General features: G+C 67.2%; 18 protein-coding genes. 9 read left to right on the top strand and 9 right to left on the bottom strand.

Going from position 1 to position 19,812, the window contains the following annotated elements:
* Nucleotides 1-177 precede the first annotated feature (177 nt).
* Nucleotides 178-1,170: a sulfotransferase domain-containing protein gene (locus tag GKE62_RS04400; RefSeq protein ID WP_154691171.1), complete on the top strand. Its 993-nt coding sequence runs from the start codon at nt 178-180 to the stop codon at nt 1,168-1,170.
* Between the two features lie 39 nt (nt 1,171-1,209).
* Here GKE62_RS04400 and rpoD read toward each other — a convergent pair whose 3' ends face one another.
* Together rpoD and dnaG are read right to left on the bottom strand one after the other, a co-directional pair.
* Nucleotides 1,210-3,225 (bottom strand): RNA polymerase sigma factor RpoD, encoded by a 2,016-nt coding sequence (gene rpoD / locus GKE62_RS04395; protein ID WP_154691170.1) that lies wholly within the window; start codon nt 3,223-3,225, stop codon nt 1,210-1,212.
* Nucleotides 3,212-5,116 carry a DNA primase gene (gene dnaG / locus GKE62_RS04390; RefSeq protein ID WP_154691169.1) on the bottom strand — a complete coding sequence of 635 codons (1,905 nt, stop codon included), beginning with the start codon at nt 5,114-5,116 and terminating at the stop codon, nt 3,212-3,214. Before dnaG ends, rpoD begins: the two co-directional genes overlap by 14 nt.
* Nucleotides 5,117-5,224: 108 nt before the next feature.
* Between dnaG and GKE62_RS04385 the strand changes: the two genes are divergently transcribed.
* Nucleotides 5,225-5,692: a nuclear transport factor 2 family protein gene (locus GKE62_RS04385; protein ID WP_195908583.1), complete on the top strand. Its 468-nt coding sequence runs from the start codon at nt 5,225-5,227 to the stop codon at nt 5,690-5,692.
* A 9-nt stretch (nt 5,693-5,701) separates the two neighbouring features.
* Here the strand turns inward: GKE62_RS04385 and GKE62_RS04380 are convergent, their stop codons facing one another.
* Nucleotides 5,702-6,154 (bottom strand): GatB/YqeY domain-containing protein, encoded by a 453-nt coding sequence (locus GKE62_RS04380; RefSeq protein WP_154691167.1) that lies wholly within the window; start codon nt 6,152-6,154, stop codon nt 5,702-5,704.
* Between the two features lie 156 nt (nt 6,155-6,310).
* Between GKE62_RS04380 and carA the strand changes: the two genes are divergently transcribed.
* The 3 genes from carA to greA all read left to right on the top strand — a co-directional run bounded on the left by carA (nt 6,311) and on the right by greA (nt 11,706).
* Complete coding sequence (carA, locus tag GKE62_RS04375; protein ID WP_154691166.1) at nt 6,311-7,495, top strand: glutamine-hydrolyzing carbamoyl-phosphate synthase small subunit; 1,185 nt, start codon at nt 6,311-6,313, stop codon at nt 7,493-7,495.
* 286 nt (nt 7,496-7,781) lie between these two features.
* A complete protein-coding gene (gene carB / locus GKE62_RS04370) occupies nt 7,782-11,105 on the top strand; it encodes a carbamoyl-phosphate synthase large subunit (protein WP_154691165.1) in 3,324 nt (1,107 codons plus the stop codon).
* Between the two features lie 124 nt (nt 11,106-11,229).
* A complete protein-coding gene (greA, locus tag GKE62_RS04365; RefSeq protein WP_154691164.1) occupies nt 11,230-11,706 on the top strand; it encodes a transcription elongation factor GreA in 477 nt (158 codons plus the stop codon).
* Nucleotides 11,707-11,737: 31 nt separating this feature from the next.
* Here greA and GKE62_RS04360 read toward each other — a convergent pair whose 3' ends face one another.
* From GKE62_RS04360 to GKE62_RS04340, 5 genes are all read right to left on the bottom strand, one after another.
* Complete coding sequence (locus GKE62_RS04360; RefSeq protein ID WP_154691163.1) at nt 11,738-11,953, bottom strand: DUF4170 domain-containing protein; 216 nt, start codon at nt 11,951-11,953, stop codon at nt 11,738-11,740.
* Nucleotides 11,954-12,008: 55 nt separating this feature from the next.
* Nucleotides 12,009-12,587: a hypothetical protein gene (locus GKE62_RS04355; protein ID WP_154691162.1), complete on the bottom strand. Its 579-nt coding sequence runs from the start codon at nt 12,585-12,587 to the stop codon at nt 12,009-12,011.
* Nucleotides 12,588-12,616: 29 nt separating this feature from the next.
* On the bottom strand, nt 12,617-12,931 hold the full coding sequence (locus GKE62_RS04350) for a hypothetical protein (RefSeq protein ID WP_154691161.1): 315 nt from the start codon (nt 12,929-12,931) through the stop codon (nt 12,617-12,619).
* Entirely contained in the window at nt 12,928-13,335 is a 408-nt protein-coding gene (locus tag GKE62_RS04345; RefSeq protein ID WP_154691160.1) for a phage holin family protein, read from the bottom strand. Before GKE62_RS04345 ends, GKE62_RS04350 begins: the two co-directional genes overlap by 4 nt.
* A gap of 75 nt (nt 13,336-13,410) precedes the next feature.
* Nucleotides 13,411-14,067 carry a hypothetical protein gene (locus GKE62_RS04340; protein WP_154691159.1) on the bottom strand — a complete coding sequence of 219 codons (657 nt, stop codon included), beginning with the start codon at nt 14,065-14,067 and terminating at the stop codon, nt 13,411-13,413.
* Between the two features lie 187 nt (nt 14,068-14,254).
* Here GKE62_RS04340 and eno point away from each other — a divergent pair, with 187 nt between their 5' ends.
* From eno to GKE62_RS04325, 3 genes are all read left to right on the top strand, one after another.
* Nucleotides 14,255-15,538, top strand: coding sequence for a phosphopyruvate hydratase (eno, locus tag GKE62_RS04335; protein ID WP_154691158.1), 1,284 nt, complete (start codon nt 14,255-14,257; stop codon nt 15,536-15,538).
* Nucleotides 15,539-15,565: 27 nt separating this feature from the next.
* A complete protein-coding gene (locus GKE62_RS04330; protein WP_154691157.1) occupies nt 15,566-15,943 on the top strand; it encodes a hypothetical protein in 378 nt (125 codons plus the stop codon).
* A 131-nt stretch (nt 15,944-16,074) separates the two neighbouring features.
* Nucleotides 16,075-18,159, top strand: coding sequence for a M13 family metallopeptidase (locus GKE62_RS04325; protein ID WP_154691156.1), 2,085 nt, complete (start codon nt 16,075-16,077; stop codon nt 18,157-18,159).
* 173 nt (nt 18,160-18,332) lie between these two features.
* Here the strand turns inward: GKE62_RS04325 and GKE62_RS04320 are convergent, their stop codons facing one another.
* On the bottom strand, nt 18,333-18,644 hold the full coding sequence (locus GKE62_RS04320) for a hypothetical protein (protein WP_154691155.1): 312 nt from the start codon (nt 18,642-18,644) through the stop codon (nt 18,333-18,335).
* Between the two features lie 147 nt (nt 18,645-18,791).
* Between GKE62_RS04320 and GKE62_RS04315 the strand changes: the two genes are divergently transcribed.
* Complete coding sequence (locus GKE62_RS04315; protein WP_230206907.1) at nt 18,792-19,799, top strand: phosphotransferase family protein; 1,008 nt, start codon at nt 18,792-18,794, stop codon at nt 19,797-19,799.
* The last annotated feature ends 13 nt before the right edge of the window (nt 19,800-19,812 follow it).

Raw genomic sequence — 19,812 nt, 5'->3', positions numbered from 1 at the left:
GCCCTGCCAGTGGGAGGCCAGGCGGAGCGCGGCTACTTCAAGAACCCGATCGGAGGTTGCCTGGTTCCGGCGCCCCATCGCAATTGCGGGGCCGCTGGCCTCGCGCCATCGACTTGCCCGGCCGGCCGGTTAGCCTCGCCGGCATCGGGTCGCTCCGTTTTGGGAGAGGGACGGCCCGTGCTTCAAAAGACCGAAATGGCTTGCGCGGAGAGCGCGTCGCCGCGGCTGATCCGGCGGGCGGAACGCCACGTGCGCAACCGGGTGTTCGACAGCGCCTGCTGGGACGATTTTCCGGTGCGGCCCGACGACATCGTCATCTCGACCTACGCCAAGTGCGGCACCACCTGGACCCAGCGGATCGTGGGGATGATGGTGTTCGGCAGCGCCGCGCCGTTCCCGGTGCAGGACATCTCGCCCTGGCCCGATTTCCGGATGCCGCCGCCCGGCGCCATGCACGCGCTGGCCGCAAGCCAGACCCACCGCCGGTTCCTGAAGTCGCACCTGCCGTTCGATGCGCTGCCGCATTTCGAGGGGATCAGGTACATCCACGTCGCCCGCGACGGGCGCGACGCGGCGATGAGCTTCTTCAACCACAAGGCCAACTACACCGCCGAAACGATCGGGCGCCTGGTCGAGCTGAGCAATGCCGACCCGAAGTTCGGCGACGGCGACACGTTCGACTTCTCGCCGCAGGACCCCGCCGCGCATTTCGCCGGGTGGGTCGATGGGCCCGAAGACGACCTGGGCGATACCGGCGCGGGCTATTTCGTGATGGAGAACAGTTTCTGGGCGGCGCGGCGCGATCCGCAGGTGCTGCTGGTCCACTACAACGACATGAAGGCCGACCTTGCCTGCGAGATGCGGCGGATCGCCGCGTTCCTCGGCATCGAGATCGCCGGGGGGCTGTGGCCCGAGCTGGTCGAGGCGGCCGGTTTCGCGGCGATGAAGGGCGCGGCCGAGCAACTGATGCCGCAAGCCGACGGAGCGTGGAAGGGTGGCGCCAGGACCTTCCTCCACCAGGGCACCAACGGCAGCTGGCAGGGGGTCTGCCGCCCGGCGGACCTCGCCCGCTACGCGGCCAAGGCGAAGGCCGAGTTCAGCCCCTCGCTGGCGGCCTGGGCCGAGCACGGCCGGCTCGTGGCGGGCGATCCGCGCGCCTTGCCCGACTGAGCCGATCGTCGAACCGCGACGGTCCCCCGGCCGACGCTCCTACTGGTCGAGGAAGCTGCGCATCTTGCGGCTGCGGCTGGGGTGCTTGAGCTTGCGCAGCGCCTTGGCCTCGATCTGGCGGATGCGTTCGCGGGTGACGCTGAACTGCTGGCCGACCTCTTCCAGGGTGTGATCGGTGTTCATGCCGATCCCGAAGCGCATCCGCAGCACGCGTTCCTCGCGCGGGGTGAGGCTGGCGAGCACGCGGGTGACGGTTTCCTTGAGGTTGGCCTGGATCGCGGCGTCGACCGGGATGATCGCGTTCTTGTCCTCGATGAAATCGCCCAGGTGGCTGTCTTCCTCGTCGCCGATCGGGGTTTCGAGGCTGATCGGCTCCTTGGCGATCTTCATCACCTTGCGGACCTTTTCGAGCGGCATCGACAGGCGCTCGGCCATTTCCTCGGGCGTGGGCTCGCGGCCCTGCTCGTGGAGGAACTGGCGGCTGGTGCGGACCAGCTTGTTGATCGTCTCGATCATGTGGACCGGGATGCGGATGGTGCGCGCCTGGTCGGCGATGCTGCGGGTGATCGCCTGGCGGATCCACCAGGTGGCGTAAGTGCTGAACTTGTAGCCGCGGCGGTACTCGAACTTGTCGACCGCCTTCATCAGCCCGATGTTGCCTTCCTGGATCAGGTCGAGGAACTGCAGACCGCGGTTGGTGTATTTCTTGGCGATGGAGATCACCAGCCGCAGGTTGGCCTCGACCATTTCCTTCTTGGCGATGCGCGCCTCGCGCTCGCCCTTCTGGACCATGTTGACGATCCGCCGGAACTCGCCCAGCGACATGCCGGTGGCGGCCGCGATGTCGGCGACTTCGGCGCGGATGCGCTCGACCGGATCGGCCTCGTTCGCCGCGAACGCCGCCCACTTCTTGTCCTTGGCGCCCTGCGCCTGGAGCCAGCCCTCGTCGAGCTCGTGGCCGACGTAGCTGTCGAGGAAGTCCTTGCGGTTGACCTTGTGGCGCTCGGCCAGGCGCAGCATCTGCCCGCCCAGCGTGGTCAGCCGGCGGTTGAAGGCATAGAGGTTGTCGACCAGGAATTCGATCTTGGTGGCGTGGAACTGCACGCTCTCGACTTGCGCGGTGAGCTCTTCGCGCAGCGCTTGATAGGTCTTTTCCTTGCCCGAGCTGAGCGCATCGCCCGCGCCGAGCAGGTCGAGCCGCTCGCGCTGGAGCTTCTCGAACTTCTTGAACAGCGCGGTGATCTCGGCGAACTTCTCGAGCGCCTGCGGCTTGAGCTGGGCCTCCATCTGGGCGAGGCTGAGGGTGTTGTCCTCCTCTTCCTCCTCGACCGGGCGGCGGGCGCGGCGTTCGATCCCGTCCTCGTCGTCGTCGTTGGCGTCGACCGATTCCTCCTCGGGCTCGTCCTCTTCCTTGAAAGAAGGGCCGGCGGTCTTCTCGGTGATCTCGCCGTCGTCGTCGCTCTCCTCGCCGTCCTCGGTGAGGTTCTCGGGCGCGGGCTCCTTCGACAGCATCGCGTCGAGATCGAGGATCTCGCGCAGCTGCATCTCGGCGTTGTTGAGCGCCTCGGACCACTGGATGATCGCGTGGAAGGTGATCGGGCTCTCGCACAATCCCAGGATCATCGTGTCGCGCCCGGCCTCGATCCGCTTGGCGATGGCGATCTCGCCCTCGCGGCTGAGCAACTCGACCGCGCCCATCTCGCGCAGGTACATCCGCACCGGATCGTCGGTGCGCTCGATGACTTCCTTCTTCTTCTCGACCGCGGGCGAATCGCTGCCGACGGGATCGGGCTCGTCGACCTCGTCGACCTCCTTCTCCTCGGGATCGACCGCGTCCTCGTCGCTTTCGACGATGTTGACGCCCATCTCGCTGATCGCGGACATGATGTCCTCGATCTGGTCGGCGGACATCTGGTCCTGCGGCAGCGCCTCGTTGAGTTCGTCGACGGTGATCACCCCGCGGCGCTTGGCGCGCGCGATCAGCTTCTTGATCGAAGCTTCGTTGAGGTCGATCAGCGGCGCGTCGCCGCCCGCGTCCTTGTCAATGGTCGCCATCAGATCCGTTCGTTCCCGTTTCGGCGCCCGCGCGCGCGGTCGCCCTTTGCATCATGCGCCGCTCCAGCGCCAGTCTCGTCTGCAGCAAGCGCTGCTGCTCGGCGAAAGCGCCCTCGGGATCCTCGGCGAACCGTTTTTCCGCCGCGGCGAGCGCCGCTTCGAGCGCGGGCCGCTCGACTAGCAACGCCATCGCTTCGGCCAGGTCCGCGCGGGCCGCCGCCGGGTCGGCATCTTCGGCCAGAAAAGCGAATGGCAGGCCTGCATAGTCTCGGATCGCGGGGGGCTGGAGCTTCCGCTCGACCAATATGGTGGCAATCCCTTGCCGATCAAGCACCTGGCCGACGTCGCCGAAACCATCGCCGCACTCGACCAGGACATCGATCAGTGCGGCGATCCGGGAATCGGCGGGGGCGAGGCGGGCGAGCGCGTCGGAATGGCGCACCAGGCTTGCGGGAAAGCGCAGGAAACCGGCGATTACCGCGCCGAGCAGCTTGTCCGGCGATTCGTCCGCCGCGCGGTTGAGCCGATGCGCGACCCCTGGATCGAGCCGGTCGGGCAGGGCCGGGCCGCGACGGAACGCGCCGCGCGGCTCGCGCGCCGGACGCGCCGGGAAGGCCCAGCCGCCGAACCGGTCGAGCAGTTCGCGGCGATAGAGCGAGCGGATGTCGGGATGGGCGATGGCGTCGACATGCGCGAGCAGCCGCGCCTTGAGCCCGGCCTTGGCCTCGGGCGTGGGGCAGGGTTGCGCGTCGCGTTCGGCCTGCCACAGCGCCTCCACCAGCGGGGTCGCCTGGCCGAGCAGCGCGAGCAGCGCCTGCGGTCCTTGCGCTTTCAACAGATCGTCCGGGTCGAGCCCCTGCGGCATCCGGCAGATCGCCAGGCTGTGCGCCGGGCGCAGCAGCGGCAGTGCGCGGACCATCGCCCGCATCGCCGCGCGCTGGCCCGCGGCGTCGCCGTCGAAGCACAGCAGCGGGGTTTCGCACACCCTCCAGGCGAGCTCGAGCTGGGCCTCGGTCAGCGCGGTGCCGAGCGGCGCGACCGCCTCCTCGATTCCCGCGTTGGCCAGCGCGACCACGTCCATATAGCCTTCGACCACCACCAGCCGCCCCGATTTGCGCGCGAGCGGTGCGGCCTTGTCGAGGTTGTAGAGCGTGCGGCCCTTGTCGAAGATCGGGGTGTCGGGCGAATTGAGGTACTTGGGCGCATCCGTTTTCGCCGCGTCAAGGATGCGCCCGCCGAACCCGACGATCTGTCCGCGCGGATTGCGGATCGGCAGCATCAGCCGCGCGCGGAAGCGGTCGTAGGGCTCCCTCTTCGTCGTCGAACTGGGGTCCTCGACCACGATCCGCAGGCCGGCTTCGATCAGCAGCGCCTCGGGAAACGCGCCTAGGCCCGTTTTCAGCGCCTGCCGCCCCTCGGGCGCGAAGCCGAAGCCGAACAGCTCGACCACCGCGGGCGCGAACCCACGCCCCGCCAGATACTTGCGCGCCGCCGCGCCCTCGTCGCTGCGCAGCCGCTCGACGAACCACGCCTGCGCCGCCGCCATCACGTCGTCGAGCCCCTGGCGTTCTTTCGCCTTCTCCGCCGCGCGCGGGTCCATCGCGGGCAGTTCCATCCCGGCCTCACCCGCCAGCTCCTTGACGGCATCCATGAACGCAAGGCCGCGCTGGTCGGTCAGCCAGCGGATCACGTCGCCATGCGCGCCGCAGCCGAAGCAGTGGTAGAAGCCCTTGTCGTCGTTGACCGTGAAGCTCGGTGACTTCTCGGAATGGAACGGACAGCACGCCTTGAACTCGCGCCCGGCCTTGGTCAGCCGCGTGGTCCGCCCGATCACGCCCGACAGCGAGATGCGGGCGCGCAGTTCGTCGAGGAAGGCGGGAGAAAGCGACATCGGTTGCCGCTTCTCTTAAGCGCAATTCCGCTTGGAGCGAAGTGCGGTTGGGGCGTAAACCGGGGAAGGGCCGTGATCGGGAAGAGGGAAATTGCCATGACGAGATGGATGCTGGCCGCGGCCGCGGCAACCTGTGCGATGCTTGGTGGTTGCCAGAAGGCCGAGGTAGCCGCGCCGGCGGCTGCGGCGGTGACCGAAGCCGATGCCAGCAAGGCGTTCGACGATACGGTCAAGGTGTGGGGTTCGATGGACGCCGCCAAGATCAAGGCGATGTACGCCCCCGATGTGGTCAGCTTCGACATCGCCTCGCCGGCCATGACCACCGATCGCGCGGCGTTCGACAAGAACCAGGATGCCTTCGCCGCGGCCAAGCTCGACAAGATCACCGTTTCCGCGAAGAAGATCCAGATTGTCGACGGCGACACGTTCATCGTCAGCTCGGTGTCCGACGGGGCGAGCTCGACCACGCCCGCCAACAACTCCACCTTCCGCTGCACCGACGTCTATCACCGCGGTGAGGACGGCAAGTGGTGGATCGTCAACGAGAATTGCTCGGCGCCACCCAAGGCGGCCTGACGCGGGAGTTCAGGCCAGCGCGGCTTTGACCAGCGCGCTGGCCTTGCTCATGTCGAGTTCCGAACCGTGCCGCGCCTTCAGTTCGGCCATGACCTTGCCCATGTCCTTAAGGCTGCTGGCGCCCAGTTCGCCCTTGATCGCCTGAATCGCAGCGCGGGTCTCGTCTTCGCCCATCTGCGAGGGCAGGAATTCCTCGATCACCGCCAGTTCGGCTTCCTCGGTGGCGGCCAGTTCCTCGCGCGCGCCCTGGCGGTAGAGCAGGATCGATTCGCGGCGCTGCTTGGCCATCTTCTGGAGCACGTCGACCACGGTGACGTCGTCGTCGGCGGGCGCGGTGCCAGTGCGCAGCGCGATGTCGCGGTCTTTCAGCTTGGCCAGGATCAGGCGGATGGCGGCCAGGCGCGGCTTGTCGCCGGCCTTCATCGCCGCGATTTGCGCGGCCTTCAACGTATCGCGGATCATCGGTTTCTCGTGGATAACGCCCGCCTGGCGGAGAAAGCGCCAGTCTAGCCGGATATTTCCGCGCCCGCCAGACTTGACCCCCTGTCGGGGGGTGTCTAGCGGCGGTGCCTTAGCGACATCGCCGGAAAACCACCCTGTAACGGAGCGCCCACGAGCATGGCCGAGCCCGCCACTACGCGCGCCTCAGATTCCTTGGCCCAGCAGCCAGAAGGCGCGACCGGCGTGCTGGTGCTCGCCGATGGTTCGGTGGTGTGGGGCCGCGGCTTCGGCGCGACCGGCAGCGCGGTGGGCGAGGTCTGCTTCAACACCGCGATGACCGGCTACCAGGAGGTGATGACCGATCCCTCCTACGCTGCGCAGGTGGTGTGCTTCACCTTCCCCCACATCGGCAACGTCGGCGCGAACGGCGAGGATGTGGAAAGCCACGACACGCCCGGCGCGGTCGGCTGCGTGGTGCGCGAATGGCCGACGCCGCCGTCGAATTTCCGCAGCGAGGGCGATTTTCCGGCGTGGCTGGCGGCGCAGGGCAAGATCGGGCTGGCGGGGGTCGACACCCGCGCGCTGACCCGGCGGATTCGGCTGAGCGGCGCCCCCAACGCGGTGATCGCGCACGATCCCAAGGGAAAGTTCGACGTTCCGGCGATGGTGGCGCGAGCGAAGGCCTGGAGCGGGCTCGAAGGGCTGGACCTGGCCAAGGACGTGACGCGCGCCGGCAGCGAGGTCTGGCAGGGCGGCGTGTGGCGGCTGGGCGAGGGGTATGGCAGCGCAGCGGCCAGCGGCAAACCCCACGTCGTCGCGATCGATTACGGCGCGAAGGACAACATATTCCGCAACCTGGTCAAGGCCGGGGCGCAGGTCACCGTCGTCCCAGCCGAAACCTCGCTCGACGACGTCCTTGCGCTGAACCCGGCGGGCGTGTTCCTCTCCAACGGCCCCGGCGATCCGGCGGCGACCGGGGAATACGCGGTGCCGGTGATCCAGGGCCTGCTGAGCCGCGACGTGCCGCTGTTCGGAATCTGCCTCGGCCACCAGTTGCTCGGCATCGCGGCGGGGGCAACCACCACCAAGATGAACCAGGGCCACCGCGGCGCCAACCACCCGGTGCTGCGCAAGGCGGACGGTGTGGTCGAGATCACCAGCATGAACCACGGGTTTGCCGTGGATAGCGCGAGCCTGCCCGCAGGCGTCGAGGAAACCCACGTCAGCCTGTTCGACGGCAGCAACTGCGGAATCGCGGTAAAGGGCAAACGCGCGTTCGGGGTGCAGTATCACCCGGAAGCGAGCCCGGGGCCGCAGGACAGTTTTTATCTGTTCGAGAAGTTCGTGGGGATGTTGGGGTGAGTATGGTTCGGTTCTTGGCGGTGGGAGTTGCCGCGCTCGTCATGACATCCTGCGCGACAAAACCGGCAGTACGCGATTTCACTCAGGCAGAGGCCGACGCAATTACGAGCAAATGCAAGGCGCCAAGGCATTGGCTGACAGTCGATCGAGGTCAAGCGCTGATGAGACCTGACGAGGGTGGGGATTACGACGTCTCAGACTGCGTGCTCAAAGCCCTGAGGGCGACGGGTAAAACGAAGATTGGCTTCGTCGGAAACGAAGCGTTTGCCCCAACAGAGAGCAAATAATGCCCAAACGCACCGACATTTCCTCGATTCTCGTCATTGGCGCCGGGCCGATCGTCATCGGTCAGGCTTGCGAGTTCGATTATTCGGGCACGCAGGCGATCAAGGCGCTCAAGGAAGAGGGCTATCGCATCGTCCTGGTCAATTCGAACCCGGCGACGATCATGACCGATCCCGAGTTCGCCGACGCGACTTATGTCGAGCCGATCACGCCCGAGGTTGTCGCGCGGATCATCGAGAAGGAGCGGCCCGACGCGGTGCTGCCGACGATGGGTGGGCAGACCGCGCTCAACACCGCGCTCGCGCTGTTCAACGATGGCACGCTGGCCAAGTACGGCTGCATCATGATCGGTGCGGACGCAGAGGCGATCGACAAGGCCGAGGATCGGCAGAAGTTCCGCCAGGCGATGGACCGGATCGGACTCGAATCCGCGCGCTCGGGGATCGCGCATTCGGAGGCCGAGGCGCTCGCCGTGCTCGAACGCACCGGGCTGCCTGCCGTCATCCGCCCCAGCTTCACGCTGGGCGGGACCGGCGGCGGAATCGCGTATAATCGCGAGGAATTCCTCCACATCGTCCGCACCGGGATCGACGCCTCGCCGACCGACGAGGTGCTGATCGAGGAATCGCTGCTCGGCTGGAAAGAGTTCGAGATGGAGGTGGTGCGCGATCGCAAGGACAACGCAATCATCGTCTGCTCGATCGAGAACGTCGATCCGATGGGGGTGCATACGGGAGATTCGATCACCGTCGCCCCCGCGCTGACGCTGACCGACAAGGAATACCAGATCATGCGCAACGCCAGCATCGCGGTGCTGCGCGAGATCGGGGTCGAGACCGGCGGGTCCAACGTCCAATTCGCGGTCAACCCGGTGGACGGCCGGCTGATCGTGATCGAGATGAATCCGCGCGTCTCGCGCTCGTCGGCGCTGGCGTCTAAGGCCACCGGCTTCCCCATCGCCAAGGTCGCGGCCAAGCTGGCGGTCGGCTACACCCTCGACGAGATCACCAACGACATCACCGGCGCGACCCCGGCGGCTTTCGAGCCGACGATCGACTATGTCGTGACCAAGATCCCGCGCTTCGCGTTCGAGAAGTTCAAGGGCGCCGAGGCGCTGCTCGGCACCGCGATGAAATCGGTCGGCGAGGTCATGGCGATCGGCCGCAATTTCCAGGAATCGGTGCAGAAGGCGTTGCGCGGGCTGGAGACCGGATTGGATGGCTTCAACCGCGTGGTCGAGCTGGAAGGCGCCGACCGCGAGGAGATCGTCGCCGCGCTCGCCCGCCCGACGCCCGATCGCCTGCTCGTCGCCGCGCAAGCCTTCCGCGAGGGGCTGAGCGTGGAGGACATCCACGCGATCACCAAGTACGACCCGTGGTTCCTGCGCCAGATCGAGGCCATCGTCGCCGCCGAAATCGCGATCCAGCGCGACGGCCTGCCCAACGGCCCGGTGGCGCTGCGCAAGCTGAAGGCGATGGGCTTTTCCGACAAGCGCCTCGCCACGCTGGCGGTGCGCGCGGTCGGCGTCGCCGGCGGGCTGGGCGAAACCCAGGCCAAGCGTTCGGGCCTGCTCCACGATGCGCTGAAGGCGATGGCCGGGGCGACAAGCGAGGCCGAGGTGTGCGAACTGCGCCACAAGCTGGGCGTCCACCCGGTGTTCAAGCGCATCGACAGCTGCGCGGCGGAATTCCAGGCGGTCACGCCCTATATGTACTCGACCTACGAGGCGCCCCTCTTCGGCGAACCGGAAAACGAGTCGCAACCGAGCGAGCGCCGCAAGATCGTGATCCTGGGCGGCGGACCCAACCGCATTGGCCAGGGGATCGAGTTCGACTATTGCTGCGTCCACGCCTGCTTCGCGCTCGCTGAAGCCGGGTTCGAGACGATCATGGTCAACTGCAACCCGGAGACGGTCAGCACCGACTACGACACCTCCGACCGGCTCTATTTCGAGCCGCTGACCGCCGAGGACGTGCTCGAAATCCTTCGGCTGGAGCAATCGAAGGGCGAGCTGGTCGGGGTGATCGTCCAGTTCGGCGGGCAGACCCCGCTGAAGCTGGCGCAGGCGCTCGAGGATGCGGGGATTCCGATCCTCGGCACCTCGCCCGACATGATCGACCTGGCGGAGGACCGCGAACGCTTCGCCAAGCTGGTCACCCGGCTCAAGCTCAAGCAGCCCGAGAACGGCATCGCCCGCAGCCGGGACGAGGCGGTCGCGGTGGCGGCGCGGATCGGCTATCCAGTGCTGATCCGGCCGAGCTACGTGCTCGGCGGGCGGGCGATGGAGATCGTCGACAGCCAGGCCCAGCTCGACGACTACATCGCCACCGCGGTTCACGTTTCGGGCGATTCGCCGGTGCTGATCGACAAGTACCTGCGCGATGCGATCGAATGCGACGTCGATGCCCTGGCCGATGGCGACGAGGTCGTGGTCGCGGGCGTGATGCAGCACATCGAGGAAGCCGGGATCCACTCGGGCGACAGCGCCTGCACCCTGCCGCCCTACAGCCTGCCGCCCGAGATTGTCGCCGAGATGGAGCGCCAGGCGATCCTGCTGGCCAAGGCGCTCGACGTGCGCGGGCTGATGAACATCCAGTTCGCGGTGAAGGGCGACGAAGTCTACCTGATCGAGGTCAACCCGCGCGCCAGCCGGACGGTGCCGTTCGTGGCCAAGGCGATCGGCCAGCCGATCGCCAAGTTCGCGGCGCGGATCATGGCCGGCGAGAAGCTGCGCGACCTGCCGACGATCGTCCGCGACGTGCCCTACATGGCGGTCAAGGAAGCGGTGTTCCCGTTCGCGCGGTTCCCCGGGGTCGATCCGGTGCTCAGCCCGGAGATGAAGTCGACCGGCGAGGTGATGGGGATCGACCGCACTTTCGCAATGGCTTTCGCCAAGGCGCAGCTCGGCGCAGGCAACCGCCTGCCGACCGGCGGCGCGGTGTTCGTCTCGGTCAAGGACGGCGACAAGCCGGTGATTCTGCCCGCGGTGCGCAAGCTGGAGGCGCTGGGCTTTACCATCGTCGCAACCGGCGGCACCGCGCGCTACCTGACCCAGCACGGCGTCGCGGTCGAACGGATCAACAAGGTCGCCGAGGGCCGCCCGCACATCGTCGACCGGATCAAGGACGGCGCGATCGCGCTGGTGTTCAACACCACCGAAGGCTGGCAGAGCTTGAAGGACTCGCAATCGATCCGTGGATCGACGCTGACCGGGCGCCTGCCCTACTTCACCACCGCGGCGGCCAGCGTCGCCGCGGCCGAGGCGATCGAGGCTTTGCGGACGGCCCAGCTTGAAGTGCGCTCGCTTCAAGACTACTATGGCTGAAACAGGCGCGTTTCCCTTCCCCTATCAGTGACAGGACGGAGGCCAGCCCGGAGCATCGGGCGGCAGAGGTCGGGTTTTCCCTGAAGCGGGCGAAGCGCCGGGGCGCAACAGAAAGGCGTTATGAATGGCGAGTGTTGACCGTCTGCCGATGCTGGCGGAAGGATTCGAAAGGCTCACCGCGGAGCTCAAGCTGCTGCGCGAGGAACGCCCGAAGATCGTCGAGGCGATCGAGGAGGCGCGCGCCCACGGCGATCTTTCCGAGAACGCCGAGTACCATTCGGCCAAGGAGCGTCAGGGCCAGGTCGAAGCCTCGATCGGCGATCTAGAAGACCGCATCAGCCGCGCCCAGATCATCGATCCGACTTCGCTATCGGGTGACCGGATCGTGTTCGGTGCGACCGTGACCTTGCTGGACGACGACGACAAGCCGATCCGCTACCAGATCGTCGGCCAGACGGAGGCTGACGCCAAAGTCGGCCGGATCAGCTACAATTCGCCCCTCGGCCGCGCGCTCATCGGGCGCAAGGTCGACGACGAGATCGAGGTGACGGTGCCTTCGGGCGACCGGTTCTACGTGGTGAAGAAGATCGAATTCGTTTGATTTTTTCCTCGCCCCGAAGGGGGAAAGGAACTCACTTCATGTCCGGCTCGAGCAACCGGTGCAGGTGGACCACCACGTATTTCATCTCGGCATCATCGACCGTGCGCTGCGCGTGGCTGCGCCACACCTCTTCGGCGCTGGCGAAATCGGGATAGATCCCGACGAGGTCCATCTTTTCCAGATCGACGAAATCGAGGCCGCGCGGATCCTTCACGCGGCCCCCCATGACGAGGTGCATTTTGTTCATGGCGCGGCGCTTTAGGGAAAAGGGCCGATTCCGCAAGGGGGTGCGCCAGCCGGAATCAGTGGCGCGCGCGGGTCTTGAGGTCGCCGATTGCCTTGAGCGCGCTGTCGCTCGCGTCGCGGGCGTTTTTCGCCGCCAGCCCCGCCAATTCGAGCGCCCGCTTGCCGGCGAGCAGGCCCAGATCGGTCGCCTTGCGACCGGCTTGGCTGCTCCGGTCGGCCAAAGACTCGCCAAGGTCTTCCAATTTGTCCTGCCCGACGCGAGCGCCTTCGGCGGTGGCGCTCCACGCCTTGCTGCCAAAGGTCGCGCCCAGTTCGCCTGCGATCGCCGCGAGGCCTAGCGCGCGGCTGCCCAGCTTGCTGCCCCACGACCGGGGGACCAGGCTGGCGGCGATCGCGCCCAGGACCACGCTGCCCGCGAGCAGCGCCAGCGGATGGTCGGCCATGGCCTTTTCGATGAAGCCGGTTTCGCCCGAAGCGCGCTTGCGCGGGGCAGCCTTGGCCTTGCGCGGGGCGCCTTCGCCGCGAACGCGCTTTTGCGAAGCGTCTATCTTGCTGCGGATGCGTGCGGCCCTGGGATCCTTGGGTGAATCCTTGGACGAATCCTTGGGGCTTTCCTTGGGGGTGTCGTTACTCACGAGAACTCTCCTCTGGCCCGTTCGACGTTTCAATCGTCCGCTGGTTCCGCGCCGCCTTCGTCTTCGTCGGCGAACAGCGATGAAAGCGCGCTGCCGATGGGACCGCGCAGCAACCATGCGACCAGCGCCAGGATCGTCCCGGCGACGACGCCCTTGTGCTCGCTTGCCACATCGCGCGCGGTGTCCCACGCCTCCTGGGCTTCTTCGGCGGCCTTGTCCTTGAGCCGTGCGCCGATGCCGTGGGCCGACAGCTCGGTCTTGAGCGTGTCGATATCGGCCTGGACCATCGCCCACGCGGCGTCCCGCAGCGCGCGATACTCGGTCAGGCGGGTGAGATCGCTCATGGCGCCGGGTCCGGTGCGGCCTTGAAGGCCGTCGCCTTGAGCCGCCGCACCCGGCTGCGCGCCACCAGTCCCGAAATCGCCGCGACCAGCAGCAACATCGCCACCACGGCCAGCGTGGCCCAAGCCGCGCCGATCAGCGGAGCTAGCGCAAGTATCGCGCCGAACGCCAGCGCCAGCAGTGCGATGAATGCGCACAGCACCGCCAGTCCGCCCCAGCCGGCAATGCCGCCGATCTGTCCGCCGACATACCCCGCGCGCGCGCTTTGCCAGGCGAGCTCGGCCTCGATCGCGGTGCGGGTATCGACGGCCAGATCCTTGATCCGATCGACGAGCGGACCCGCATCGAGATCCTCCCCCGCTTCCGGCGGAATGCGATCGGGTTCGTCGTCGGCAGGATCACCCATGCCGCGTCCTTGGCCGCGCGCGCGGCGGCGTGTCAATCGAGTCCGCGGAGCGAGCGCCAATCGATCCGGCGCGGATCAATCCTTCGAGCCGCCGCGAAACATCCGCGCCAGGAAGAAGCCGGCGACGGCGGCGATACCGACCGCGGCGCCCGGGCTCTCCTTGACGAACCGCCGGGCATCGTCGCCCAGTTCGTTGAGGTCCTTGGCGTCGAGCTTCGCACCGGCCTCCTGGATCGTGCGCGCGGCGCTGCGGGCATAATCGCCGTACTGCTTGCCCAACTTGTCGTCGATCGTGGCTGCTGCGTCGGAAACGGTCTTGCTGAGCGTGGCGAGGCCGTCGCTGGCGCGGGTCTTACCGTCCTGCGCCAGCCGCGCTGCGCGCTGCCGGGCCTGCTCGCCGACGTTCTTGGCTTCGTCGACCCAGTCGGCCGTCCCGGCCGTGGCGCTCTTGCGATACTGGCTGCCCTTGTTGAGCGCCTCGGTTTTGAGCGCGGCGACGCCGGCCTTGGCTTCCTCGATCGCCGCGTTGAAGCGCGAACGGGCCTCGGCGCGCGGCGCGGGCTTGGCCGATGCGCCGTTACCGCGGGCGGCTGCCGCCGGCTTGCGCGGGCGGGCCGTCTTTGCGGCAGGCTTGGCTGCCGGCTTGGTGGGCTTGGCGGCCTTGGCCGCGGCGGGCTTGCGCGGACGCGGGGTCGCGGCCGGCTTGGCGGGGGTATCGGTGGTGTCGGCCATGGATGTTTCCTTCTTGCCCAGCGTTGCGGCCCTGCCGTGCGCGGAATGCGCGGGAACGCCTGAATGTAATGCAAACCGGGGATGCAGCAAGGGCCGCCCCGGTTGCCCCATCGTTGCGACCCTGAACGCGCCTTGCCTGCCAAGGTTCCAGCCGATAGGGGGCGGGCGCCAAACGTCCGGAGCCTTCATGACCGCGATCATCGACGTCCACGCCCGCCAGATCCTCGACAGCCGGGGCAACCCCACGGTGGAGGTCGATATCCTGCTCGACGACGGCAGCTTGGGCCGTGCCGCGGTCCCTTCGGGCGCTTCGACCGGCGCGCACGAAGCGGTCGAGCTGCGCGACGGCGACAAGTCCCGCTATCTCGGCAAGGGGGTGACCAAGGCGATCGCCGCGGTCAACGGCGAGATCGCCGAGGCGATCCTCGGGCTCGATGCCGAGGACCAGCGCGACCTCGACCGCGCGATGATCGACCTCGACGGTACCCCCAACAAGGCGCGGCTGGGCGCAAACGCGATCCTGGGTGTAAGCCTGGCCACGGCCAAGGCGGCGGCGGCGGCCCGAGGGCTTCCGCTCTACAGCTATGTCGGCGGGGTTTCCGCGCATGTTCTGCCAGTGCCGATGATGAACATCATCAACGGCGGCGAGCACGCCGACAACCCGATCGATTTCCAGGAGTTCATGATCGTCCCGCTCGGTGCGCCGACGCTGGCCGAAGGCGTGCGCTGGGGCGCGGAAGTGTTCCACACGCTCAAGAAGGGCCTCCACGACAAAGGCCTGGCGACCGCGGTGGGCGACGAGGGCGGCTTTGCCCCCAACCTGGCCAGCACCCGCGCCGCGCTCGATTTCATCATGGCCTCGATCGAACAGGCCGGGTTCAAGCCGGGCAGCGAAGTCGCGCTCGCGCTCGACTGCGCGGCGACCGAGTTCTTCCGGGACGGCAAGTACGAGATCTCGGGCGAGGGCCTGAGCCTGTCACCCGTCGCGATGGCGGACTATCTGGCCGCGCTCGCCGCCGACTACCCGATCGTCTCGATCGAGGACGGGATGAGCGAGGACGATTTCGAGGGCTGGAAGGCGGTCACCGACAAGCTGGGAGCGACCGTCCAACTGGTCGGCGACGACTTGTTCGTGACCAACCCTGAGCGGCTGCGGATGGGGATCGGCAAGGGCCTCGCCAACTCGCTGCTGGTGAAGGTCAACCAGATCGGCACGCTGTCCGAAACGCTCGAGGCGGTGAGCATTGCGCAGCGCGCCGGCTATACCGCAGTCATGAGCCACCGTTCGGGCGAGACCGAGGATTCGACCATCGCCGACCTCGCGGTCGCGACCAACTGCGGCCAGATCAAGACCGGCTCGTTGGCCCGCTCGGACCGGCTGGCCAAGTACAACCAGTTGATCCGGATCGAGGAAGAACTGGGCGAAGCGGCGGTCTATGCCGGGGCGGGGGCGTTCGCACGGCTGGGATGACCGCGTAGCGGGGCAAGGAACTCGGATATGGCGCGTATTCTGATGGTCGGCATCGATCCCGACCTGGTCGATTTCTCCGATCCGGCATTGCCACCCGGCGTCACCGTGGAGGTTATCCGTTCGGGAATCGTCTCGGGGCTCGCCGATTTGCGCAACGCGGGCCACGATGCCGACCAGTTGTACATCCCGCCCGATCCGCTCGCATTGGACGGCCTGCGTGCAAAGCTGGCGGAGCAGCCCGTGGATTGCGTGATCATCGGGGGAGGGGTGCGGATACCACCGCGCAATCTCGCCTTGTTCGAGGCTGTGCTGAACGCGATCGGCAGCGCTACCCCGACCCCGGCGATCGCGCTGGTTTCGCGTCCCGACGAAGCGTTGCAAGCGGTCGGGCGCGCGCTGCGGTAGCTGGGCGATCCAACGAAAACTGCAAACCGCGGAACCCAATCGACCAACGGCATTTGTTACATCGGCAACCGGTCTCTAAAGGGCTGGGCGATGTTGCGCGCCCGGTGCGCGCCTGCACGAGAGGATTCTCCATGAACCGCAAGACTTTGCTCGCCGCCGTGCTGCTCGGCGCGACCGCCCTCGCCGGACCTGTCGCCTGCAAGATGGCGGGGACCGACACCGCCGCGGTTGCGCCCGGCACCGAGGCCGGGATCAAGCTGGCCTCGATGGACAAGACCATCAAGCCCGGCGACGACTTCAACGCCTATGCCAACGGCAACTGGGAGAAGACCACCGAGATTCCCGCCGACCGTTCGGACACCGGCGCGCACTTCGTCGCGTTCCAGGAGACCGAGCGCCAGCAGAACGAACTGCTCTCGGGCATTCTCAAGAGCTCGCCCGCAGCGGGCAGTAACGAGGCCAAGATCAAGGACTACTATACCGCCTACATGGATCAGGCGGGAATCGACGCGGCCGGCCTCGCGCCCGTCCAGGGCGATCTCGCCCGTTTTTCCTCGATCACCGACAAGGCGCAGCTCTCCAAAGTGCTCGGCGAACAGACCCGGGTGGATGTCGACATCTTCAACTCGACCGACCTGCGCACCGAGAACCTGTTGGGATTGTTCGTCACCCAGGCGCTGACCACAAACGAGGTCGTGCCCTACATCCTCCAGGGCGGCCTGGGCATGCCCGAGCGCGAATACTACCTGTCGAACGATCCAAAGATGGTCGACCTCAGGGCCAAATACAAAACCTACCTCGTCGACATGCTGACCGCGGCGGGGATGACCGACGCACCGGCGCGGGCGCAGCGGATCTTCGATCTCGAGACCAAGATCGCGCGGGCCCACGCCGACCAGGTCGCGGTCAACGATTTCGCCAAGAACGGCACGCTGTGGCAACGCGCCGATTTCGCCACCAAGGCGCCCGGGATCGATTGGGACGCCTATTGGGCCGCCGCCGGGCTTCCCCAGCAGCAGACTTTCGCCGCCTACAATCCCGGCGCGATCTCCGGACTTTCGGCGCTGGTCGCCTCCGAGCCGCTCGACGCGTGGAAGGACTGGCTGGCGTTCCACCAGATCAATTCGAACTGGGAGGTGCTGCCGGCGAAGATCGATAACCTCCACTTCGCGTTCTACGGCACCGCGCTGGCGGGCACCCCGCAGCAGCGCCCGCGCGACAAGCGGGCGCTGGCCGCGCTCAACGTCGATCTCGGCGATGCGCTGGGCAAGGCCTATGTCGACAAGTACTTCCCCGCCTCGGCCAAGGCGACGGTCGAGGGCATGGTCGGCCACATCAAGGACGCCTTCGCCAAGCGGGTGGAGGGGATCACCACGCTCGCGCCCGAAACCAAGAAAGAGGCTTTGGCCAAGGTCAAGACGATTGTCGTCGGGGTGGGCTATCCCGACAAGTGGCGCGATTTCTCAGGCTACAACGCCGATGCGAAGAACGCCTACGCCAACCGCATCGCCGCGGTGAAGGCGAACACGGCGGTGCAGCTCGCCAAGCTCGGCAAGCCGATGGACCGCAACGAATGGTGGATGAACCCGCAACTGGTCAACGCGGTCAACCTGCCGGTGCAGAACGCGCTCAACTTCCCCGCCGCGATTCTCCAGCCGCCTTTCTTCGATCCCAAGGCGGATCCGGCCTACAACTACGGCGCGATCGGCGCGGTAATCGGGCACGAGATCAGCCACAGCTTCGATTCGAGCGGCGCCTTGGTCGATTCGACGGGCAAGCTGCGGACCTGGTTCACCCCGGAGGATCTCAAGAACTTCGAGAAGCAGACGAAGGCGCTGGCCGATCAGTATTCGGCTTACGCCCCGTTCCCCGACCTGCATCTCAACGGCGAAGCCGAATCGGGTGAGAACGTCGCCGACGTGGTCGGACTGCAGGCCGCTTACGATGCCTATCGCGAGTCGCTGGGCGGCAAGGAGCCACCGGTGATCGACGGCTTCACCGGCGACCAGCGCTTCTTCATCGCCTTTGCCCAGAGCTGGGCCACCAAGATGCGCGACGAAGCATTGCGTGGGCGCGTGGCGACCGACGGCCACGCCCCGGGGCAGTACCGCGCGCAGACGGTGCGCAACATCGACGCCTGGTACACCGCGTTCGACGTCAAGCCGGGCGACAAGCTGTACCTGGCGCCGGACAAGCGGGTGAAGATCTGGGGGTGACGTCGATACCAACTCCTCTCCCCATGCGGGAGAGGATAGCGGCGCCTGCCGCGCCAGCGGCTAGCAGGACTTGGTGAGGGGGCGAGGCCGGGCGCCACGCCTCACCCCCCTTCACTTCGCTCCGCCCTCGAGGCTTCGTATCCTCTTCCGCAAAGGGAGAGGGAATAGGATGGCTACGCCTTCCCCGCCTCGACCTCCTCCTTCGCCTCTTCCGCCAGTTCGTCCGCCCGCTCGATCTCGCGCTTCTTCTTCGGGCTGAGCAGGAATTGCCAGACGCCGTAGAGGTTGATCAGCAGGAGGATGCCGTTCTGCACCGCGATCGGCATGCCGTCCTTGGCAGTCAGGCCCGAGACGATCCACGCCACGGACACCACGCTGAACAGGACGAAGCCCCACCCGGTGATGCGACGGCCGAAGTCGCCGGCGATCAGTGCAGCGGCGATGATCGCGCCGATCGCGCCGGTCCATTCGAGCGGTCCGTTCATCTGCGGGTCTCCCCCATGCCGGTTGCTCCAAGCGTCTGCTGTCCATAAGGTTCCGGCACAAAAGACTTTTGGGGGAGAGAATTCATCGCGAACGCCGCGTTTCCAGCGAGCCCCGCGCAAGTCGACGCCCGCTGGCTGACCGAGGCCTTGCGCCGCGCCGGCGCGCTCGAGCGCGGCGCCGTCGCCACGGTCGATTGGCAGCCGATCGGCACCGGCCAGGTCGGGGACAGCGCGCGTTTCGCCCTGACTTACGACCAGCCCGGCGCGGGCCCGGCGACGCTGGCCGGCAAGTTCCCCGCCGCCGACCCGACCAGCCGCCAGACCGCGGTCACTCACGGACTCTATGCCAAGGAGGTCGCGTTCTACGGCGAATTGGTGGATGGCTTGAGGATCCGCACCCCGCGCGCGCTGGCGGCGCAAATCAGCGACGACGGCGGCAGTTTCGTTCTGCTTTTCGAAGATCTCGGACCGGCCCGTGGCGGGAACCAGCTTGCGGGATGCTCGCTGGCCGATGCACGGCAGGCGGTAAGCCAGCTGGCCGGGCTGCACGCGCCAAGTTGGGGCGATACCGGGATGACGGGGCGGCCGTGGCTGGCGGCACGGCCCGGTTCGCTCGAAGCGCTAAGCCAGGCCTATCCCCTTGCCACGCAGGTCTTCGCCGAACGCTACGCCGGCCAGCTCGCCCCCGAACTGATGGACATCTGCCACGGCCTCGCCGCGCGGATCGACCGCTGGTTCGGCCGCACCATCGCCCAGCCGTGCCTGGTCCACGGCGATTACCGCCTCGATAACATGCTGTTCGAGATCAAGGGCGGCGCCGAACCGCTGGGCGTGCTCGATTGGCAGACCCTTACCGTGGGCAGCGGGCTGACCGACCTGGCCTATTTCATCGGCGCCGGGGTGGGGACGACACTGGCCGCCCACGAGGACGAGTTGGTCGCGCTCTATCTCTCGACGATGGCCGCGAATGGGGTCCGGCTGGCGCGCGACGCGGTATGGGACGATTATCGCCGCGGCGCGCTCCACGGGGTATCGACCGCGGTGTTCAGCGCCGCCTTCGTCGAGCGCACCCCGCGCGGCGACGCGATGTTCCTCGACATGGCGCGCGGGGCTTGCCAGCTTGCATTGAAGCACGACAGTCTGGGCGCGCTGTAGGTTGGCCCCTCGA

Source organism: Novosphingobium sp. Gsoil 351, assembly GCF_009707465.1.
GTDB lineage: Bacteria > Pseudomonadota > Alphaproteobacteria > Sphingomonadales > Sphingomonadaceae > Novosphingobium.
The sequence above is the reverse complement of the archived record's forward strand: the minus strand, read 5'-3'. Positions and strand labels throughout refer to the sequence as shown.

What these genes read in the sequence shown, in the direction of transcription:
- rpoD (WP_154691170.1), bottom strand. Translation starts at nt 3,225, where the DNA reads ATGGCGACCATTGACAAGGACGCGGGCGGCGACGCGCCGCTGATCGAC.
- dnaG (WP_154691169.1), bottom strand. Translation starts at nt 5,116, where the DNA reads ATGTCGCTTTCTCCCGCCTTCCTCGACGAACTGCGCGCCCGCATCTCG.
- GKE62_RS04385 (WP_195908583.1), top strand. Translation starts at nt 5,225, where the DNA reads ATGCTGGCCGCGGCCGCGGCAACCTGTGCGATGCTTGGTGGTTGCCAG.
- GKE62_RS04380 (WP_154691167.1), bottom strand. Translation starts at nt 6,154, where the DNA reads ATGATCCGCGATACGTTGAAGGCCGCGCAAATCGCGGCGATGAAGGCC.
- carA (WP_154691166.1), top strand. Translation starts at nt 6,311, where the DNA reads ATGGCCGAGCCCGCCACTACGCGCGCCTCAGATTCCTTGGCCCAGCAG.
- carB (WP_154691165.1), top strand. Translation starts at nt 7,782, where the DNA reads ATGCCCAAACGCACCGACATTTCCTCGATTCTCGTCATTGGCGCCGGG.
- greA (WP_154691164.1), top strand. Translation starts at nt 11,230, where the DNA reads ATGGCGAGTGTTGACCGTCTGCCGATGCTGGCGGAAGGATTCGAAAGG.
- GKE62_RS04360 (WP_154691163.1), bottom strand. Translation starts at nt 11,953, where the DNA reads ATGAACAAAATGCACCTCGTCATGGGGGGCCGCGTGAAGGATCCGCGC.
- GKE62_RS04350 (WP_154691161.1), bottom strand. Translation starts at nt 12,931, where the DNA reads ATGAGCGATCTCACCCGCCTGACCGAGTATCGCGCGCTGCGGGACGCC.
- GKE62_RS04345 (WP_154691160.1), bottom strand. Translation starts at nt 13,335, where the DNA reads ATGGGTGATCCTGCCGACGACGAACCCGATCGCATTCCGCCGGAAGCG.
- GKE62_RS04340 (WP_154691159.1), bottom strand. Translation starts at nt 14,067, where the DNA reads ATGGCCGACACCACCGATACCCCCGCCAAGCCGGCCGCGACCCCGCGT.
- eno (WP_154691158.1), top strand. Translation starts at nt 14,255, where the DNA reads ATGACCGCGATCATCGACGTCCACGCCCGCCAGATCCTCGACAGCCGG.
- GKE62_RS04330 (WP_154691157.1), top strand. Translation starts at nt 15,566, where the DNA reads ATGGCGCGTATTCTGATGGTCGGCATCGATCCCGACCTGGTCGATTTC.
- GKE62_RS04325 (WP_154691156.1), top strand. Translation starts at nt 16,075, where the DNA reads ATGAACCGCAAGACTTTGCTCGCCGCCGTGCTGCTCGGCGCGACCGCC.
- GKE62_RS04320 (WP_154691155.1), bottom strand. Translation starts at nt 18,644, where the DNA reads ATGAACGGACCGCTCGAATGGACCGGCGCGATCGGCGCGATCATCGCC.